Below are 13103 nucleotides of genomic sequence, written 5' to 3' on the forward strand. Positions count from 1 at the left end.
AAAGAAATTTAGGATAAAACTATTTTGACGTTTCTTTTTGTCCCATTAGCATAAGGAACGATTTCAAGAATTCGTCTATATCACCGTTCATTACAGCATCCACATTACCTGTTTCAGTTCCTGTTCTGACGTCTTTTACCAATTTGTATGGATGCATCACATAATTACGAATTTGAGAACCCCATTCGATTTTCATCTTATTTGCCTCGATCTCATTACGTGCAGCCATTTTTTTCTCTAACTCAATCTTGTACAATTCAGATTTTAACATCTCCATTGCACGTTCGCGATTGGCTAACTGAGAACGTTCAACCTGACAAACAACCACAATTCCTGTAGGTTTGTGTGTTAACTGAACTTTCGTTTCAACCTTATTTACATTTTGCCCTCCAGCTCCTCCAGAACGAGACGTTTGTAATTCGATATCAGCAGGATTGATTTCAATCTCGATTGTATCATCCACAATTGGCGAAACATAAACCGAAACGAAACTTGTGTGACGCTTTGCATTACTATCAAAAGGCGAAATACGTACCAACCGATGTACACCATTTTCTCCTTTTAGATAACCGAAAGCAAATTCGCCATCCACTTCTAATGTTACCGTTTTTACACCCGCAACATCACCCGCTTGATAGTTTAATTCTTTTACTTTATATCCATGTTTTTCGGCCCACATCAAATACATACGCATCAACATAGAAGCCCAATCACAAGATTCTGTACCTCCAGCTCCCGCAGTAATTTGAAGAATTGCACCAAGATTATCTCCTTCTTCTGAAAGCATATTCTTGAATTCTATATCTTCTAAAAGTTTGGCAACAACATTATATTGTTCCATAACTTCTTCGTCACTTACCTCGCCTTCGCGGTTAAATTCTACTAAAACTTCGACATCATTTACTGCATTTGCAATCGTTTGGTATTCATCGATCCATTTCTTTTTACCACGTAAAACTTTCATAAAAGCTTCGGCTTCTTTCGGGTTGTTCCAAAATTCAGGTGAAGCAGCGTGTTCTTCTTCATTTTGAACTTCGATTTCTTTTTGTTCGATTTCCAAATATTCGTGCAAAGCTTGTGTACGTTTTTGGATGTCTTTTAGTAATTCGTTGTTAAACATAATTGCAAATGTATAAAAATAGGAGGTTAAGCATTAATCACTTTATCATCTTTTCCGTTCCAAGAAAGAATTTTATAAGTAAAACCTTCTTCTGTTTTAATTTCTTGGTCTTTCAGCATCAAAAAAGTATCGTCCCAATCGCCATCATCATAACTAATTACCCAGAATAATTGGTTGAACAACAAACCTTCCAAAATATACAAAAGTTCCTCCACAGAATCTACTTCGTAAGTTGTAAAAGGAAAAGAAGATTTGATCCAAATCTTATCATCATCCGAAGTCTGAATATAAAGATCTCCAAAAGTCGATTTGTATTCATTCTCGATATGAAATTCTAATAATTTGGTATCTTTCTTGTGAAGCCCTGTAAAATCTGGAATTGCTTCAATGATTTGATTGTATATTTTGATTGAAAAATCGTTCATCTTTCTAAAATTAGCTTGCAAAAATAAACGATATTATCTAATTCTGACACGATATTTATGTTCAATAAATCGAAAAAAGTTAAATAATTTGTATTCAAAATCATAACCATAGTCAATAGAAGGATCTAAATCTATACTTACTGCATACAAATCTGGATTATATGTCATTGGTTGCATATGTCGTTGATTCCAAATCATTACATATTGGCGATTTTTTTGTTCGTAATATTCTTTTGAATAATGTTCTTTGGGTAATGCAGTTGTTTTTAAATAAATATCATATTGAGAATCAAATACTACAATATCATAATCACCATCTTCATTTGGTTCGAATTTTAATGAATTTTCATCTTTATTCGGAACTGAATTTTGTGTAGATTGATTGGTTGTACAAGCAAAGAATAGGAGAGAAACGCTGATAAATAAAAATAGCTTTTTCATAATCTTTAATTTAGTTAAATTTACTAAAAAATAACGATATGTACACGATTTTGCATAATTCGCGTTGCGGTAAAAGTAGAGATGCGATGAAAATTTTAGAAGAATTTGGAAAAGATTTTGTAGTAAGAGAATATTTGAAAGAACCTTTAACGAAGAATGAATTGAAGGAAATTTTGACTAAACTAAATTTAAAACCGATTGATATTGTGCGTACAAATGAGGAAGATTGGAAAGCAAATTTTAAAGGAAAAGAACTTTCTGATGATGAAGTTTTGAATGCTTTGGTTGAATATCCAAAATTGATTCAACGTCCGATTGTAACAGATGAAAAAAATGGAGTAGTAGGTCGTCCAAAAGAATTAGTAGAAGATTTTATTAAATAAAATTGGTTTGATAATTGTTAGTATTTATAAAACTAAACATAAAAAGCTATGAAAATTTTAGAAGCATTAACAAAAAATCACACAGAGAAAGGAACTAAAATAGGTCTTTTAACAACTGCAGCTACAACAGGCGTAACCGTTGCTAAATTTCTAGGAAAAAGGTCTATTTATGGAATAATTGGAGGGATTGCTGTGACATTGGTAGCAGAGTATATCCGAAAAAAATACGAGAAGAAAGTTGAAGCAGAGAATGAAACTGTTATAGAGAATAAATAAAGAAAGCCACTCAATTTGAGTGGCTTTTCTACTTATTTTGAATAGATAAATTATTTATCTAAAACTTCCATATCAAAATATAAAGTTGCGTTTGGTGGAACAACACCTCCAGCACCTCTTGAACCATATCCTAATTCTGCAGGGATAATTAAGAAAACTTTAGAACCTCTGTTGAACATTGTTAATGCTTCCATCCAACCTTGGATTAATCCTGTTACACCAACTGTTGCGTCTAATGGTTGATTGCGATCGTAAGATGAATCTAATTTTTCACCATCGTTTAAGCGTAAAGTATAATGTACTTGGATTGGATCTCCTTGAATTGGTTTTGCTCCATTTCCTTCTTCTAAAATAACGTATTTTAAACCAGATGGAGTAGACAATGCTTTCGCTTCTAATTCCTTTTGACGAGCAATTTCTGCGTCTTTTTCTGCTTTTGCTTTCGCTTCAGCTTCAGCTTGTTTTTTTGCGTGATTAGCTTTTGCAGCTTCAAATGCTTCAGCTCCGTTGTATTTAGCATATTTATCACCTTTACGAGCGATTTCTACTTTCTCAATTACAACTGGAACAACTGGTTTATCACTTGGCGTTTTTTCTACATTTGCAATAGAATCAACTACGTCTAAACCTTCTACAACTTGTCCGAAAATAGTGTGACGTCCGTCTAACCATGGTGTAGGAACTTCTGTGATGAAGAATTGAGAACCGTTTGTAGCTGGTCCTGAATTTGCCATAGATAAAACACCTTTTTTGTCGTGTTTTAAAGTTGGTTCAAACTCATCTTCGAAATCGTAACCAGGTCCACCTGTACCAATACCATCTGGATCACCACCTTGAATCATGAAATCTTTGATCACACGGTGAAAAATGATTCCATCATAAAAAGGAACTCCTTTTGCTTTTGCTTTATTTTCTTTTGTACCTTCTGCTAATCCAACAAAGTTAGCAACCGTCATTGGCGCTTCTTCTTCGTATAATTTGATTGTCATTGCACCATGATTTGTTGTCATTTTTGCATACAATCCGTCTTCTAAACTTTTAAATTCTTCTTTACTCATCGATTTTGGAATTTTAACGCCACAACTAACAAGGGTAGTGATGACAGTTAAGATTAATAATATTTTTCTCATTTTAACTTGACAGTCTTTGTGTTTATTAGTGTTTTTTAATTTTTAAGACTTTTACATCCATAATAATAGGCGAGTCTGGCGCAATTTTTTGCGTATCGCCATAACCTCCATAAGCTAAAAACGAAGGTAACAATAATTTAGCAGTTTCACCTTCAGGAATTAATTGTAAACCAGCTTGTAAACCTCTCACAATATCAGCTTTTCCTAAAATTATTTTCTGAACTTTATTATCGTGAAACGAATATAAAATGTTGTTTTCGAGATCAGTTACTTGGTATTCAAATTCGATATAATCTCCATTATTAGCTGTTTGAGCTGTTCGTTGACCACTGTTCGAAATCCAAAATCCCGAACTCGTTTTAACAAATTTTAGGTCAGATGTTTTCATATAATCATCAAACCATTGCAATTCTTCTTGATGCAATAATTTTCCGCGCTCTTGCGAACGTTTCATAAAATCATCATTAGAATATGAAACGGGATATTGTATCACTTTTTGATCACAACTCATTAACGCAAAAACAGCGAAAGTGAATAAAATAACTTTTTTCATTAGATAACGATACTAGCTAATTTTTCTTGATATTCTGGTAAAAGTGATTGGAAATAAGCAATTGTTTCTTCCATATTCATATCCGAACGACCTCCAGCCGCATTCATATGACCACCGCCATTAAAATGTTTACGAGAGAATTCATTCACATCAAAATCACCTTTAGAACGTAACGAAATTTTAATGAAATTATGATGTGTGTCTTCAATAAAAATTACAGAAAAGATAAAATTCTCTACACTCAAACCATAATTTACAAAACCTTCTGTATCTCCTTTCTGAAAACCATTTGCTAACAAATCTTCACGTTTTAAAAACATGAAAGCTGTACGATGTTCTGGTAAAAAAGTTAGATTATTTAGGGTTAAGGATAACAATTTTAAACGTCCTTGCGTTTGCGAATCGTTTACATAAGAAGTCACTTTGTCAACTTCTACACCTTTATCAATCAATTCTGCTACAATTCTGTGCGTATCTGCCGATGTATTACGAAAACGGAATCCACCTGTATCGGTCATTATCCCAGTATAAATACATTCAGCAATACCTTTGTCAATTTTATCCAAATCATTCATCGTATCGATAAAATTATAAACCATTTGACAAGTCGCAGGCATTTCGATATCCGAATACATAAAATCAAATGTATCTGGTTCGCGGTGATGATCGATTAATATTTTTGGTGCTTTTGAACGTTCAACCCAGTTTCCTAAGTCGTCAATTCGTTTTACGGTATTAAAATCTAAGATAAAAATCAACTCAGCTTGATGTATAATTGCTTCGGCAACTTTTGGTCGGTAATCTGCAATTACAATATCTTTTGCTGAAGGCATCCATTTTAGGAACTTCGGAAAATCATTAGGAGATACAATATTACATATATGTCCCAATTTGTTCAAATAATGATACATCGCCAATGTAGAACCTATCGCATCTCCATCAGGATTTTTGTGCGGTAGAATTGCAATTTTCTTTGGTGTTGATTTTAAAAGAACTTTTAGCTCTTCGAAATTTGTCATTTGCATAGTTGCAAAGATAAACAAACAACTTAAAAAGTGGAAGTGCGAAGTGAAATAAAAAATCCTATTCGAGTTGAATAGGATTTTTGAATTTTTGAGTTAAGAAATGATTTACAAATCTCTTTTTTTAATAATCAATAAAGATAAACCTAAAAATAAAATGATGTAAAAAACATTGATTCCAAAATATTCCCATTGAATAGAATCTGGAACAAATAATTTACTTTTCATCAAGGCTTGTTGTATATCTACTGATGGATAATCGATGATTTTTCCGTTTGAATTTAAAGGTAAATAATTTGATAATAGCTTTATTTCTTCAGGATTACTTGGTGGTTGTTTTCCAAATCGAACTAAAAATTCGATAGCTTTTACAACAGATTCTACGATGTTTAATACAATTAAAGATAAAATTGCAAAAGCACTTTTCTTTAATAAAAATGATAAAAACATGGCAAATACGATATAAGCGAAGATTTCAATAAAATATCCACCTAAAAACTCAATACCGTTCACGAAATCAAATTTTTCGCTAAAATAAGAGCCTAATCCAAAAACCAATACACCAACTAAAAAAGTTGAAATCAATGAAATAACAACATTCATTAAGACTTTTGAATTGATAAATTCTGTTTTAGATAAACCGTCTATTGTGTTTTGTTTGAATGTACCGAAAGAATATTCATTGGTAATATTATTAATAACAATAATGGCTAAAAAGAATTTTCCGAATGCAACTAACCATGTGATATTGTGCCAAATTACTGGGAACTCTAATGCACCAAGTTTAATGAAATCTATTTCAACTCCATTCATCATTGGTTTGAAATTAGGTAGTGTAATTCCCATTAAAAGAATCATCAAGAAATATAAAATGATGAAGATTCTCGTTCCTTTGTTGTAGAATAATTTGTTCCATTCTATGTTGAATAATCTGATCATGTTAATTTTGTTTTTGGATAAGTTGGAAAAATTGTTGCTCTAAAGATTCTTTGCGTTTTACTAAATGATTCACGACAATTCCTTGTTCATAAAGCATTTTGTTAATTTCTGCAGGTTCTTTTTCTTCTGCAAGCACAGCTAAAAGTTTGTTATTTTCTTTGGTTACTTTCGAAACAAAAGAGAAAGTTTTTAAGGTGTATTCTAAACTTTCCATATTTTGTGCAGCAACTTCAATACTTCCAAAACTCGAATTCATTTGGTCTACAGAACCGGCATACAACATTTTTCCTTGATTAAGCACCACTACATGCGAACATACTTTTTCAACCTCGTCTAATAAATGACTTGCCAAAATAATAGTTGTTCCTTGCTGTGCAATTTTAATAATCAACTCACGAATTTGAATAATTCCTTGTGGATCTAAACCATTGGTAGGTTCGTCTAAAATCAAAACTTCAGGATCATTTAATAAGGCTGCAGCAATTGCTAAACGTTGTTTCATTCCTAAAGAATATTGTTGAAATTTATCTTTTTTACGAGAAAGTAAGCCAACTAATTCAAGTTTTTCATCAATCTTCGCATAATTTGCTTCTTTGATATCGGCTACAATTTCAAGATTTTTTTGAGCTGATAAATAAGGATAAAATTTAGGACTTTCGATAATAGCACCAATTTTCTTCAACGAATCGTTGTCTGGTTCTTTTCCGAACCATTTCCAAGAGCCTGCTGTAGGGTTAATTACGTTAAGAATCATTCCTAATGTTGTCGATTTTCCACTTCCATTTGGTCCAAGTAGTCCATACACGTTTCCTTTCTCGACAGAAAAAGTAACGTCGTTGACAGCTGTAAAACTGCCAAATTTTTTAGTTAGTTGAGTTATTTCAAGAACTTTATTCATCGTAGTTGAATTTGTTTATCTTTATTGGTATAGTTTTTCGTTAATTTGTTACAATTTAGAATTAATTTAAATAATATGAAAACCATTTTATACACCTTATTTATAATTGTTTCGATACAGTTAAATGCGCAAGACAAAAAAGTTTATCAAATTTATAATAAGAACGAAAGAAAAACTGATTTTGGTAAAATGATCAAAGAATTATCGAAATATGATGTTGTTCTTTTTGGTGAACATCATAATAATGCGGTTAATCATTGGTTACAATTGCAGACAACAAAAGCGTTGTACGAAGTAAAAGGAAATCAGTTGATTCTTGGTGCGGAAATGTTTGAACGACATCAACAAAATCAATTAACAAATTATCTGAAAGGTACTATTTCGGACATTGAATTTCAGAAAAACACAAAACTTTGGAGTAATTATAAAACGGATTATAAGCCATTAGTAGATTTTGCGAAAGAGAAGAATTTAGATTTTATTGCAACAAATGTAACACGTCAATATGCATCCTATGTGTCAAAAAATGGTTTAGAATCGTTGGATACCATATCAACAAATGAAAAATTGCTTTTAGCGAGACTTCCAATTACGATAGATTATGAAGCACCTGGTTATCCGGAAATGATAAAAATGATGGGAGATCATGCTGGTATAAAAGCGAAACAATTTGTAGCGGCACAAGCATTAAAAGATGCAACGATGGCAGAATCTATTTTAAATAATTGGAACGAAAACGCTCTCTTTCTTCATTACAATGGAGATTATCATTCGAAAAATTATGGTGGAATTTATTGGTATTTGAAATTTTTTCGACCAAATCTGAAAATTGCAGTAATTGAAATTCTGGAAACAGCTGATTTAAATGAAAAATTATCAGTAATCAAATCCAAAAACGAAAATATTACTACAACAGAATTTATTATAGTTTTTCTTAAAGACTCACCAAAAAGCTATTAATTTTAATTGATCACAGCGTAGTTTATTGATTTTTTTTAATATTTTGCATCTTCTAAATTTGAAGTAAACAAATAAAAATACAATGGACAGAAGAAATTTTATTAAATCAACTGCAGCTGCTTCAACAGTCGCATTAGTATCACCTGACTCTTTGTTTGATTTTTCATCAAAAATCGATAAAGTGAGAGTAGGTTTAGTTGGTTGTGGAATGAGAGGACAGGTGCATTTGGATGAGCTGTTAAAAAGAAATGATGTAGAAGTTGTTGCAATTGCTGAACCAGACCAACGAATGATAGATCGTTGTAATAAGATTTTTGCAAAACATAATAAAAAGCCTGTAACGTATTTTAAAGGGTTAGATGGTTACAAAAAATTATATTCAGATAAAAAAATACATGCAGTAGTTATTTCTACGCCTTGGGAGTTTCATGAAGAACAAACCATTGCAGCGATGAATGCTGGTAAAATTGTTGGTTTAGAAGTTTGTGGAGCAATGAATTTACAAGAATGCTGGAATTATGTAGATACATACGAAAAAACTAAAGTCCCAGTATTTATGATGGAAAATGTATGTTACCGTCGTGATATTATGGCTGTAATGAACATGGCACGTAAAGGAATGTTTGGTCAAATTTTGCATGGACAAGGTGGATATCAACATGATTTGAGAAATGTATTATTTAATGACGGTGTCAAAGCCTATGGAGGTGGCGTTGAATTTGGAGAGAAAGGTTTCTCTGAAGCTGCTTGGCGTACCAATCATTATGTGAAACGCAATGGAGAATTATACCCGACACATGGATTAGGACCAATCGGAACAATGATGGATGTTAACCGTGGAAATAGAATTACACATATTACTTCAATGGCTTCTAAACAAGCGGGATTGACGGATTATATCGTTAAAAATGGCGGTGCCGATCATCCAAATGCGAAAGTTGAATTTAAATTAGGAGATATCGTTCAAACTATGTTAAAGTGTGAAAATGGAGAAACCATCTTATTAACACACGACACTTCTTTACAACGCCCATATAACTTAGGTTTCCGTCTACAAGGTACGGATGGTATTTGGCAAGATATCGGTTCGGGCGGATTTAGCCAAGGGTTTATTTATTTTGAAGATGAAATGAAACATTCACACAAGTGGGCAAGTTCAGAAGATCATTTAAAAACGTATGATCATCCGTACTGGAAAAAATATGAAGCTCAAGCTGAAGGTGCTGGACATGGTGGAATGGATTTCTTCTTAATGAATGATTTTATCGAGTGTATTAAAGCAAACAAAGAATTCCCATTCGATGTATACGATTTAGCAACTTGGTATGCAGTAACACCATTAAGTGAAAAATCTATCGAAGGAAATGGTGCTTCTCAAGAAATGCCAGACTTTACAAGAGGAAAATATAGAACAAGAAAACCAGTTTTTGGTACAGAAGATTATGGAATCTAAAACCTTATCATTAGTCATTTTAGCAGGTGGAATGGGAAGCCGCTACAAAGGACAAAAACAAATTAATCCAATTGGACCAAGTAAAGAGACGTTGATGGAATATTCAATTTTCGATGCTTTTTCTTGCGGAATAAAACATTTTGTATTCATTATTAATGATCAACTTGATGTTGAAACCAAAAAATATTTTCAAAATTTAATTGAAAAAAATGGAGGTTCAGCTGAGTTTGTTCTTCAAACGACATATACTTCTGTTCCGAGAGGAATTTACGATACAATAGAAAAACGTGAAAAACCTTGGGGAACAGGACATGCTTTAATGATTACAAAAAATCATTTAAACAATCCATTTATTGTGATTAATGCAGACGATTTTTATGGTCGTAAAGCATTTGAGAAAGCAAATGAATTGGTTCAAAACGAAAAAATTACAGCAAATACTTATGGTATGGTTGCGTACAAATTGGCCAATACGATTAGCGAAAATGGTTCTGTTTCTCGTGGAGTTTGTACTGTAACAAACGGTCATTTGGAGAATGTTGTAGAGCGTACAAATATCTATTCTAACGAAAATAAAGAAATTGTTTTCGAAGAAGATGATAACGTTTTACCATTGGACGGAGATACGGCTGTTTCGATGAATTTCTTCGTTTTACATCCTTCTATTTTTAGAAAATTAGAAGATAAATTTGAGGAATTTCTTCTCGAAAATGCTTCTCAATTGAAAGCAGAATTTTTCTTGCCAAAAGTTGTAAATGATATGATCAAAGAAGATCAATTGGAAGTGATTGTAGAAAAATCGGATGACAATTGGTTCGGAATGACTTATCCAGAAGACAGAGAAGTTGTAGTAAATTCTATTCAAAATTTAATCAATGATCAAAAATATCCAAATTCACTTTGGACATAAAATATAATGGAGAAAATATTAAAACATTATTTCGAAAATATAGATCAAGTTAGAATTAATCCAATCAGTTCTGGTTGGATTAATTCTACTTATGAAGTTGAGTACGAAGGAAAAAAATATATTTTACAAAAAATAAACACGCATGTTTTTCCTCAACCAGAAGTAATTTCGAATAATATTGACATCATTTCTGGTCATCTAAAAGCAAAGAGTTATGGTAATTCGATAATCGAAATTGTAAAAGATTTGCAAGGAAATTTATTAGCAAAAGAAGATGGAGAAATCTGGAGAATGACTTCTTTTATTCCAAATTCTATTTGTTTTGAGAAAGTAGAATCTGCGGAACAAGCATACGAAGCTGCGAAAACAATTAGTGAATTCCATTCGTATTTGTTAGATGTTAATGTTGATGAAATTCATCCTTCAATTGTCGGGTTTTTAGATTATCATAAACGTGTAAATGATTTTAAAAATGCATTGAAAAATGCGTCAACAGAGCGTATAGAAGAAACGAAAGAAGAAGTTGCTTATATTTTAGATAATCTGCATCAAGTTGAAAAATATTTAGAAATAGATTTCCCAAAACGTGTCGTTCATGCCGATGCGAAAATCAGTAATTTCTTATTTAATAATGATAATCATTCGCAAGCAATTGCTGTGATAGACTGGGATACAATAATGCCAGGAAATATTTTGTGCGATTTTGGAGATATGATTCGTACATACGCAAATCTGAAAGCAGAAGATGATCCTAATCCTGAAAAATTGTTTGAACCTGATTATTATAAAGCGGTTAAAAATGGGTTTTTAGAACATTTAAAATATGATTTACAACCAATAGAGATCGAAAATATGGATTTTGTTGCGTATATTGTGATTTATATTCAGGCGGTTAGATTTTTGGCAGATTATTTAGAAAACGATATTTATTATTCGATTTCTTATCCAAAACAAAATCTAAATCGTACGATTAATCAAATCAATTTATTAAAAGCATTAACAAAATTTCATGAAGAAAATTCGGTTCGAGAAATATAAACCTACAGATTTTAATAACTTTTTCAAGCTTGTTCAGGACGACGAAGTGATGAAATACATTTCTGGTAAAGGTCTGAACGAAGAGCAAGCAAATCACAAATTTACATCAATCTTAGAAAAAGGTAGCGCTAACGAAAACCTTGGTTTTTTTAAGGTTTATGACGAAAACGACACACTTTTAGGTGATTGTAAATTGGTGTATAACAAACACATCGAAAATTCACTTGAAATAGGTTATTTATTGAAAAAAGAATTTTGGAGAAAAGGTTTTGGATCAATGATTTGCAAACATTTATTAGCAGAATCAAAAGAAAAATTTCCTGATTTGCAAGTAATGGCTGTCATCGATCCTGATAATGTTGCTTCAAGAAAGTTGTTAGAAAAGTTTAATTTTGAATCGTATTGGAAAGGTATCGAAAATGATTTGCCTACAGAAAAATTGCTTTTAAAAGAGAAATGATACGAATAAAAGATGTCGCTTTGGCGATGGAAGAAGTAGCGCCTTTGGCGTATGCAGAGGATTTTGACAATGTTGGATTGCTTGTTGGTGATTACAATGATGAGGTAACAGGAATCTTGATAACGTTGGACACAACACCAGAAGTTGTAGAAGAAGCAATTGAGAAAAATTGTAATTTGATTGTGAGTTTTCACCCAATTATTTTTTCAGGTTTAAAGAAATTAAACGGAAAAAATTATGTTGAAAAAGCAGTGATGACGGCGATCAAAAATGGAATTAATATTTATGCAACGCATACGGCTTTAGATAATTCGAAAGTTGGTGTTAATTTCAAAATTTCTGAACAATTATCATTATTGAATACTAAAATTCTTATTCCAAAGTCTCAAACCATCAAACAATTGATAACTTATGTTCCAACAGAACATGCTGAGCAATTGAAATCTGCGTTGTATGAAGCGGGTGCAGGGAAAATTGGGAATTACGATTCGTGCGGTTTTGCGATAGAAGGCAAAGGAAATTTTCGACCAATTGATGGCGCAAATCCTTTTATTGGAGAAGTTGGTAAGCTGGAAACAGTAAACGAAACGCGAATAGAAGTTGTGGTTCCGCAACATTTGGAAGGTGATGTGATGAATGCTTTGTTCAAAAATCATCCGTACGAAGAAGTTGCATATTCTGTTATTTCGTTGAATAATCAAAACAATTATATTGGAATTGGAATGATTGGAGAGTTAGAAAATGAAATGGAAGAACTCGATTTTTTCAATTATCTAAAAACTCAAATGAATACACCCGTTATTCGTCATTCGAAATTATTAAACAAAAAAATAAAGAAGGTTGCTGTACTTGGAGGTTCTGGTGCATTTGGAATAAAAAATGCAATTTCGGTTGGAGCGGACATTTATATCACGGCAGATTTGAAATATCACGATTTTTTTACTGCTGAAAATAAGCTTGTTTTGGCAGATATTGGGCATTTTGAATCGGAACAGTTTACAAAAAACTTAATAACTTCGTATCTTAAAGAAAAATTTACTAATTTTGTGGTCTTTAATTCTGGAATTAATACCAATCCTGTTAATTATTGTTAAC

At 32.1% G+C, this 13103-nt stretch carries 16 protein-coding genes; 8 read left to right on the forward strand and 8 right to left on the reverse strand.

The window, feature by feature from the left end; genetic code table 11:
- Positions 1 to 19: 19 nt before the first annotated feature.
- From prfB to B4G36_RS01975, 3 genes are read right to left on the reverse strand one after another with little or no spacing between them, the layout of a single operon-like run.
- A complete protein-coding gene (gene prfB / locus B4G36_RS01965) occupies positions 20 to 1120 on the reverse strand; it encodes a peptide chain release factor 2 (RefSeq protein WP_291061567.1) in 1101 nt (366 codons plus the stop codon).
- A gap of 26 nt (positions 1121 to 1146) precedes the next feature.
- Positions 1147 to 1545 carry a hypothetical protein gene (locus B4G36_RS01970; protein WP_291061569.1) on the reverse strand — a complete coding sequence of 133 codons (399 nt, stop codon included), beginning with the start codon at positions 1543 to 1545 and terminating at the stop codon, positions 1147 to 1149.
- Positions 1546 to 1578: 33 nt separating this feature from the next.
- Complete coding sequence (locus B4G36_RS01975; protein ID WP_291061571.1) at positions 1579 to 1986, reverse strand: DUF6146 family protein; 408 nt, start codon at positions 1984 to 1986, stop codon at positions 1579 to 1581.
- A gap of 38 nt (positions 1987 to 2024) precedes the next feature.
- Here B4G36_RS01975 and B4G36_RS01980 point away from each other — a divergent pair, with 38 nt between their 5' ends.
- Both B4G36_RS01980 and B4G36_RS01985 read left to right on the forward strand, forming a co-directional pair.
- Entirely contained in the window at positions 2025 to 2369 is a 345-nt protein-coding gene (locus B4G36_RS01980) for an arsenate reductase family protein (protein ID WP_291061573.1), read from the forward strand.
- Between the two features lie 48 nt (positions 2370 to 2417).
- On the forward strand, positions 2418 to 2645 hold the full coding sequence (locus B4G36_RS01985; protein ID WP_291061575.1) for a hypothetical protein: 228 nt from the start codon (positions 2418 to 2420) through the stop codon (positions 2643 to 2645).
- Positions 2646 to 2695: 50 nt separating this feature from the next.
- Here the strand turns inward: B4G36_RS01985 and B4G36_RS01990 are convergent, their stop codons facing one another.
- The 5 genes from B4G36_RS01990 to B4G36_RS02010 all read right to left on the reverse strand — a co-directional run bounded on the left by B4G36_RS01990 (position 2696) and on the right by B4G36_RS02010 (position 7187).
- Entirely contained in the window at positions 2696 to 3775 is a 1080-nt protein-coding gene (locus tag B4G36_RS01990) for a peptidylprolyl isomerase (RefSeq protein WP_291061577.1), read from the reverse strand.
- A gap of 25 nt (positions 3776 to 3800) precedes the next feature.
- On the reverse strand, positions 3801 to 4328 hold the full coding sequence (locus tag B4G36_RS01995; RefSeq protein WP_291061579.1) for an FKBP-type peptidyl-prolyl cis-trans isomerase: 528 nt from the start codon (positions 4326 to 4328) through the stop codon (positions 3801 to 3803).
- A complete protein-coding gene (locus B4G36_RS02000) occupies positions 4328 to 5353 on the reverse strand; it encodes a DHH family phosphoesterase (RefSeq protein ID WP_291061581.1) in 1026 nt (341 codons plus the stop codon). Before B4G36_RS02000 ends, B4G36_RS01995 begins: the two co-directional genes overlap by 1 nt.
- Positions 5354 to 5458: 105 nt before the next feature.
- The gene (locus B4G36_RS02005) at positions 5459 to 6289 is read right to left on the reverse strand and encodes an ABC transporter permease (RefSeq protein ID WP_171621676.1); all 831 of its coding nucleotides are present in this window, start codon (positions 6287 to 6289) and stop codon (positions 5459 to 5461) included.
- A gap of 1 nt (position 6290) precedes the next feature.
- Entirely contained in the window at positions 6291 to 7187 is an 897-nt protein-coding gene (locus B4G36_RS02010; RefSeq protein ID WP_225539001.1) for an ABC transporter ATP-binding protein, read from the reverse strand.
- Positions 7188 to 7262: 75 nt separating this feature from the next.
- Here B4G36_RS02010 and B4G36_RS02015 point away from each other — a divergent pair, with 75 nt between their 5' ends.
- The 6 genes from B4G36_RS02015 to B4G36_RS02040 all read left to right on the forward strand — a co-directional run bounded on the left by B4G36_RS02015 (position 7263) and on the right by B4G36_RS02040 (position 13102).
- The gene (locus B4G36_RS02015) at positions 7263 to 8147 is read left to right on the forward strand and encodes a ChaN family lipoprotein (protein WP_291061586.1); all 885 of its coding nucleotides are present in this window, start codon (positions 7263 to 7265) and stop codon (positions 8145 to 8147) included.
- An 82-nt stretch (positions 8148 to 8229) separates the two neighbouring features.
- The gene (locus B4G36_RS02020; protein WP_291061588.1) at positions 8230 to 9600 is read left to right on the forward strand and encodes a Gfo/Idh/MocA family protein; all 1371 of its coding nucleotides are present in this window, start codon (positions 8230 to 8232) and stop codon (positions 9598 to 9600) included.
- On the forward strand, positions 9590 to 10510 hold the full coding sequence (locus B4G36_RS02025; RefSeq protein ID WP_291061590.1) for a nucleotidyltransferase family protein: 921 nt from the start codon (positions 9590 to 9592) through the stop codon (positions 10508 to 10510). The genes B4G36_RS02020 and B4G36_RS02025 overlap by 11 nt, the downstream gene beginning before the upstream one ends.
- Before the next feature lie 6 nt (positions 10511 to 10516).
- On the forward strand, positions 10517 to 11548 hold the full coding sequence (locus tag B4G36_RS02030) for a phosphotransferase enzyme family protein (RefSeq protein ID WP_291061592.1): 1032 nt from the start codon (positions 10517 to 10519) through the stop codon (positions 11546 to 11548).
- Complete coding sequence (locus tag B4G36_RS02035; protein ID WP_291061594.1) at positions 11520 to 12008, forward strand: GNAT family N-acetyltransferase; 489 nt, start codon at positions 11520 to 11522, stop codon at positions 12006 to 12008. Before B4G36_RS02030 ends, B4G36_RS02035 begins: the two co-directional genes overlap by 29 nt.
- Positions 12005 to 13102 carry a Nif3-like dinuclear metal center hexameric protein gene (locus B4G36_RS02040; RefSeq protein ID WP_409410933.1) on the forward strand — a complete coding sequence of 366 codons (1098 nt, stop codon included), beginning with the start codon at positions 12005 to 12007 and terminating at the stop codon, positions 13100 to 13102. The genes B4G36_RS02035 and B4G36_RS02040 overlap by 4 nt, the downstream gene beginning before the upstream one ends.
- Position 13103 lies beyond the last annotated feature (1 nt).

Source organism: Empedobacter sp. UBA3239 (assembly GCF_002362875.1).
In the GTDB taxonomy this organism is placed as follows: Bacteria; Bacteroidota; Bacteroidia; order Flavobacteriales; family Weeksellaceae; genus Empedobacter; species Empedobacter falsenii_B.

What these genes read in the sequence shown, in the direction of transcription:
- B4G36_RS02005 (WP_171621676.1), bottom strand. Translation starts at nt 6,289, where the DNA reads ATGATCAGATTATTCAACATAGAATGGAACAAATTATTCTACAACAAA.
- prfB (WP_291061567.1), bottom strand. Translation starts at nt 1,120, where the DNA reads ATGTTTAACAACGAATTACTAAAAGACATCCAAAAACGTACACAAGCT.
- B4G36_RS02040 (WP_409410933.1), top strand. Translation starts at nt 12,005, where the DNA reads ATGATACGAATAAAAGATGTCGCTTTGGCGATGGAAGAAGTAGCGCCT.
- B4G36_RS01990 (WP_291061577.1), bottom strand. Translation starts at nt 3,775, where the DNA reads ATGAGAAAAATATTATTAATCTTAACTGTCATCACTACCCTTGTTAGT.
- B4G36_RS02010 (WP_225539001.1), bottom strand. Translation starts at nt 7,187, where the DNA reads ATGAATAAAGTTCTTGAAATAACTCAACTAACTAAAAAATTTGGCAGT.
- B4G36_RS02030 (WP_291061592.1), top strand. Translation starts at nt 10,517, where the DNA reads ATGGAGAAAATATTAAAACATTATTTCGAAAATATAGATCAAGTTAGA.
- B4G36_RS02035 (WP_291061594.1), top strand. Translation starts at nt 11,520, where the DNA reads ATGAAGAAAATTCGGTTCGAGAAATATAAACCTACAGATTTTAATAAC.
- B4G36_RS01975 (WP_291061571.1), bottom strand. Translation starts at nt 1,986, where the DNA reads ATGAAAAAGCTATTTTTATTTATCAGCGTTTCTCTCCTATTCTTTGCT.
- B4G36_RS01980 (WP_291061573.1), top strand. Translation starts at nt 2,025, where the DNA reads ATGTACACGATTTTGCATAATTCGCGTTGCGGTAAAAGTAGAGATGCG.
- B4G36_RS02000 (WP_291061581.1), bottom strand. Translation starts at nt 5,353, where the DNA reads ATGCAAATGACAAATTTCGAAGAGCTAAAAGTTCTTTTAAAATCAACA.
- B4G36_RS02015 (WP_291061586.1), top strand. Translation starts at nt 7,263, where the DNA reads ATGAAAACCATTTTATACACCTTATTTATAATTGTTTCGATACAGTTA.
- B4G36_RS02025 (WP_291061590.1), top strand. Translation starts at nt 9,590, where the DNA reads ATGGAATCTAAAACCTTATCATTAGTCATTTTAGCAGGTGGAATGGGA.
- B4G36_RS01970 (WP_291061569.1), bottom strand. Translation starts at nt 1,545, where the DNA reads ATGAACGATTTTTCAATCAAAATATACAATCAAATCATTGAAGCAATT.
- B4G36_RS02020 (WP_291061588.1), top strand. Translation starts at nt 8,230, where the DNA reads ATGGACAGAAGAAATTTTATTAAATCAACTGCAGCTGCTTCAACAGTC.
- B4G36_RS01985 (WP_291061575.1), top strand. Translation starts at nt 2,418, where the DNA reads ATGAAAATTTTAGAAGCATTAACAAAAAATCACACAGAGAAAGGAACT.
- B4G36_RS01995 (WP_291061579.1), bottom strand. Translation starts at nt 4,328, where the DNA reads ATGAAAAAAGTTATTTTATTCACTTTCGCTGTTTTTGCGTTAATGAGT.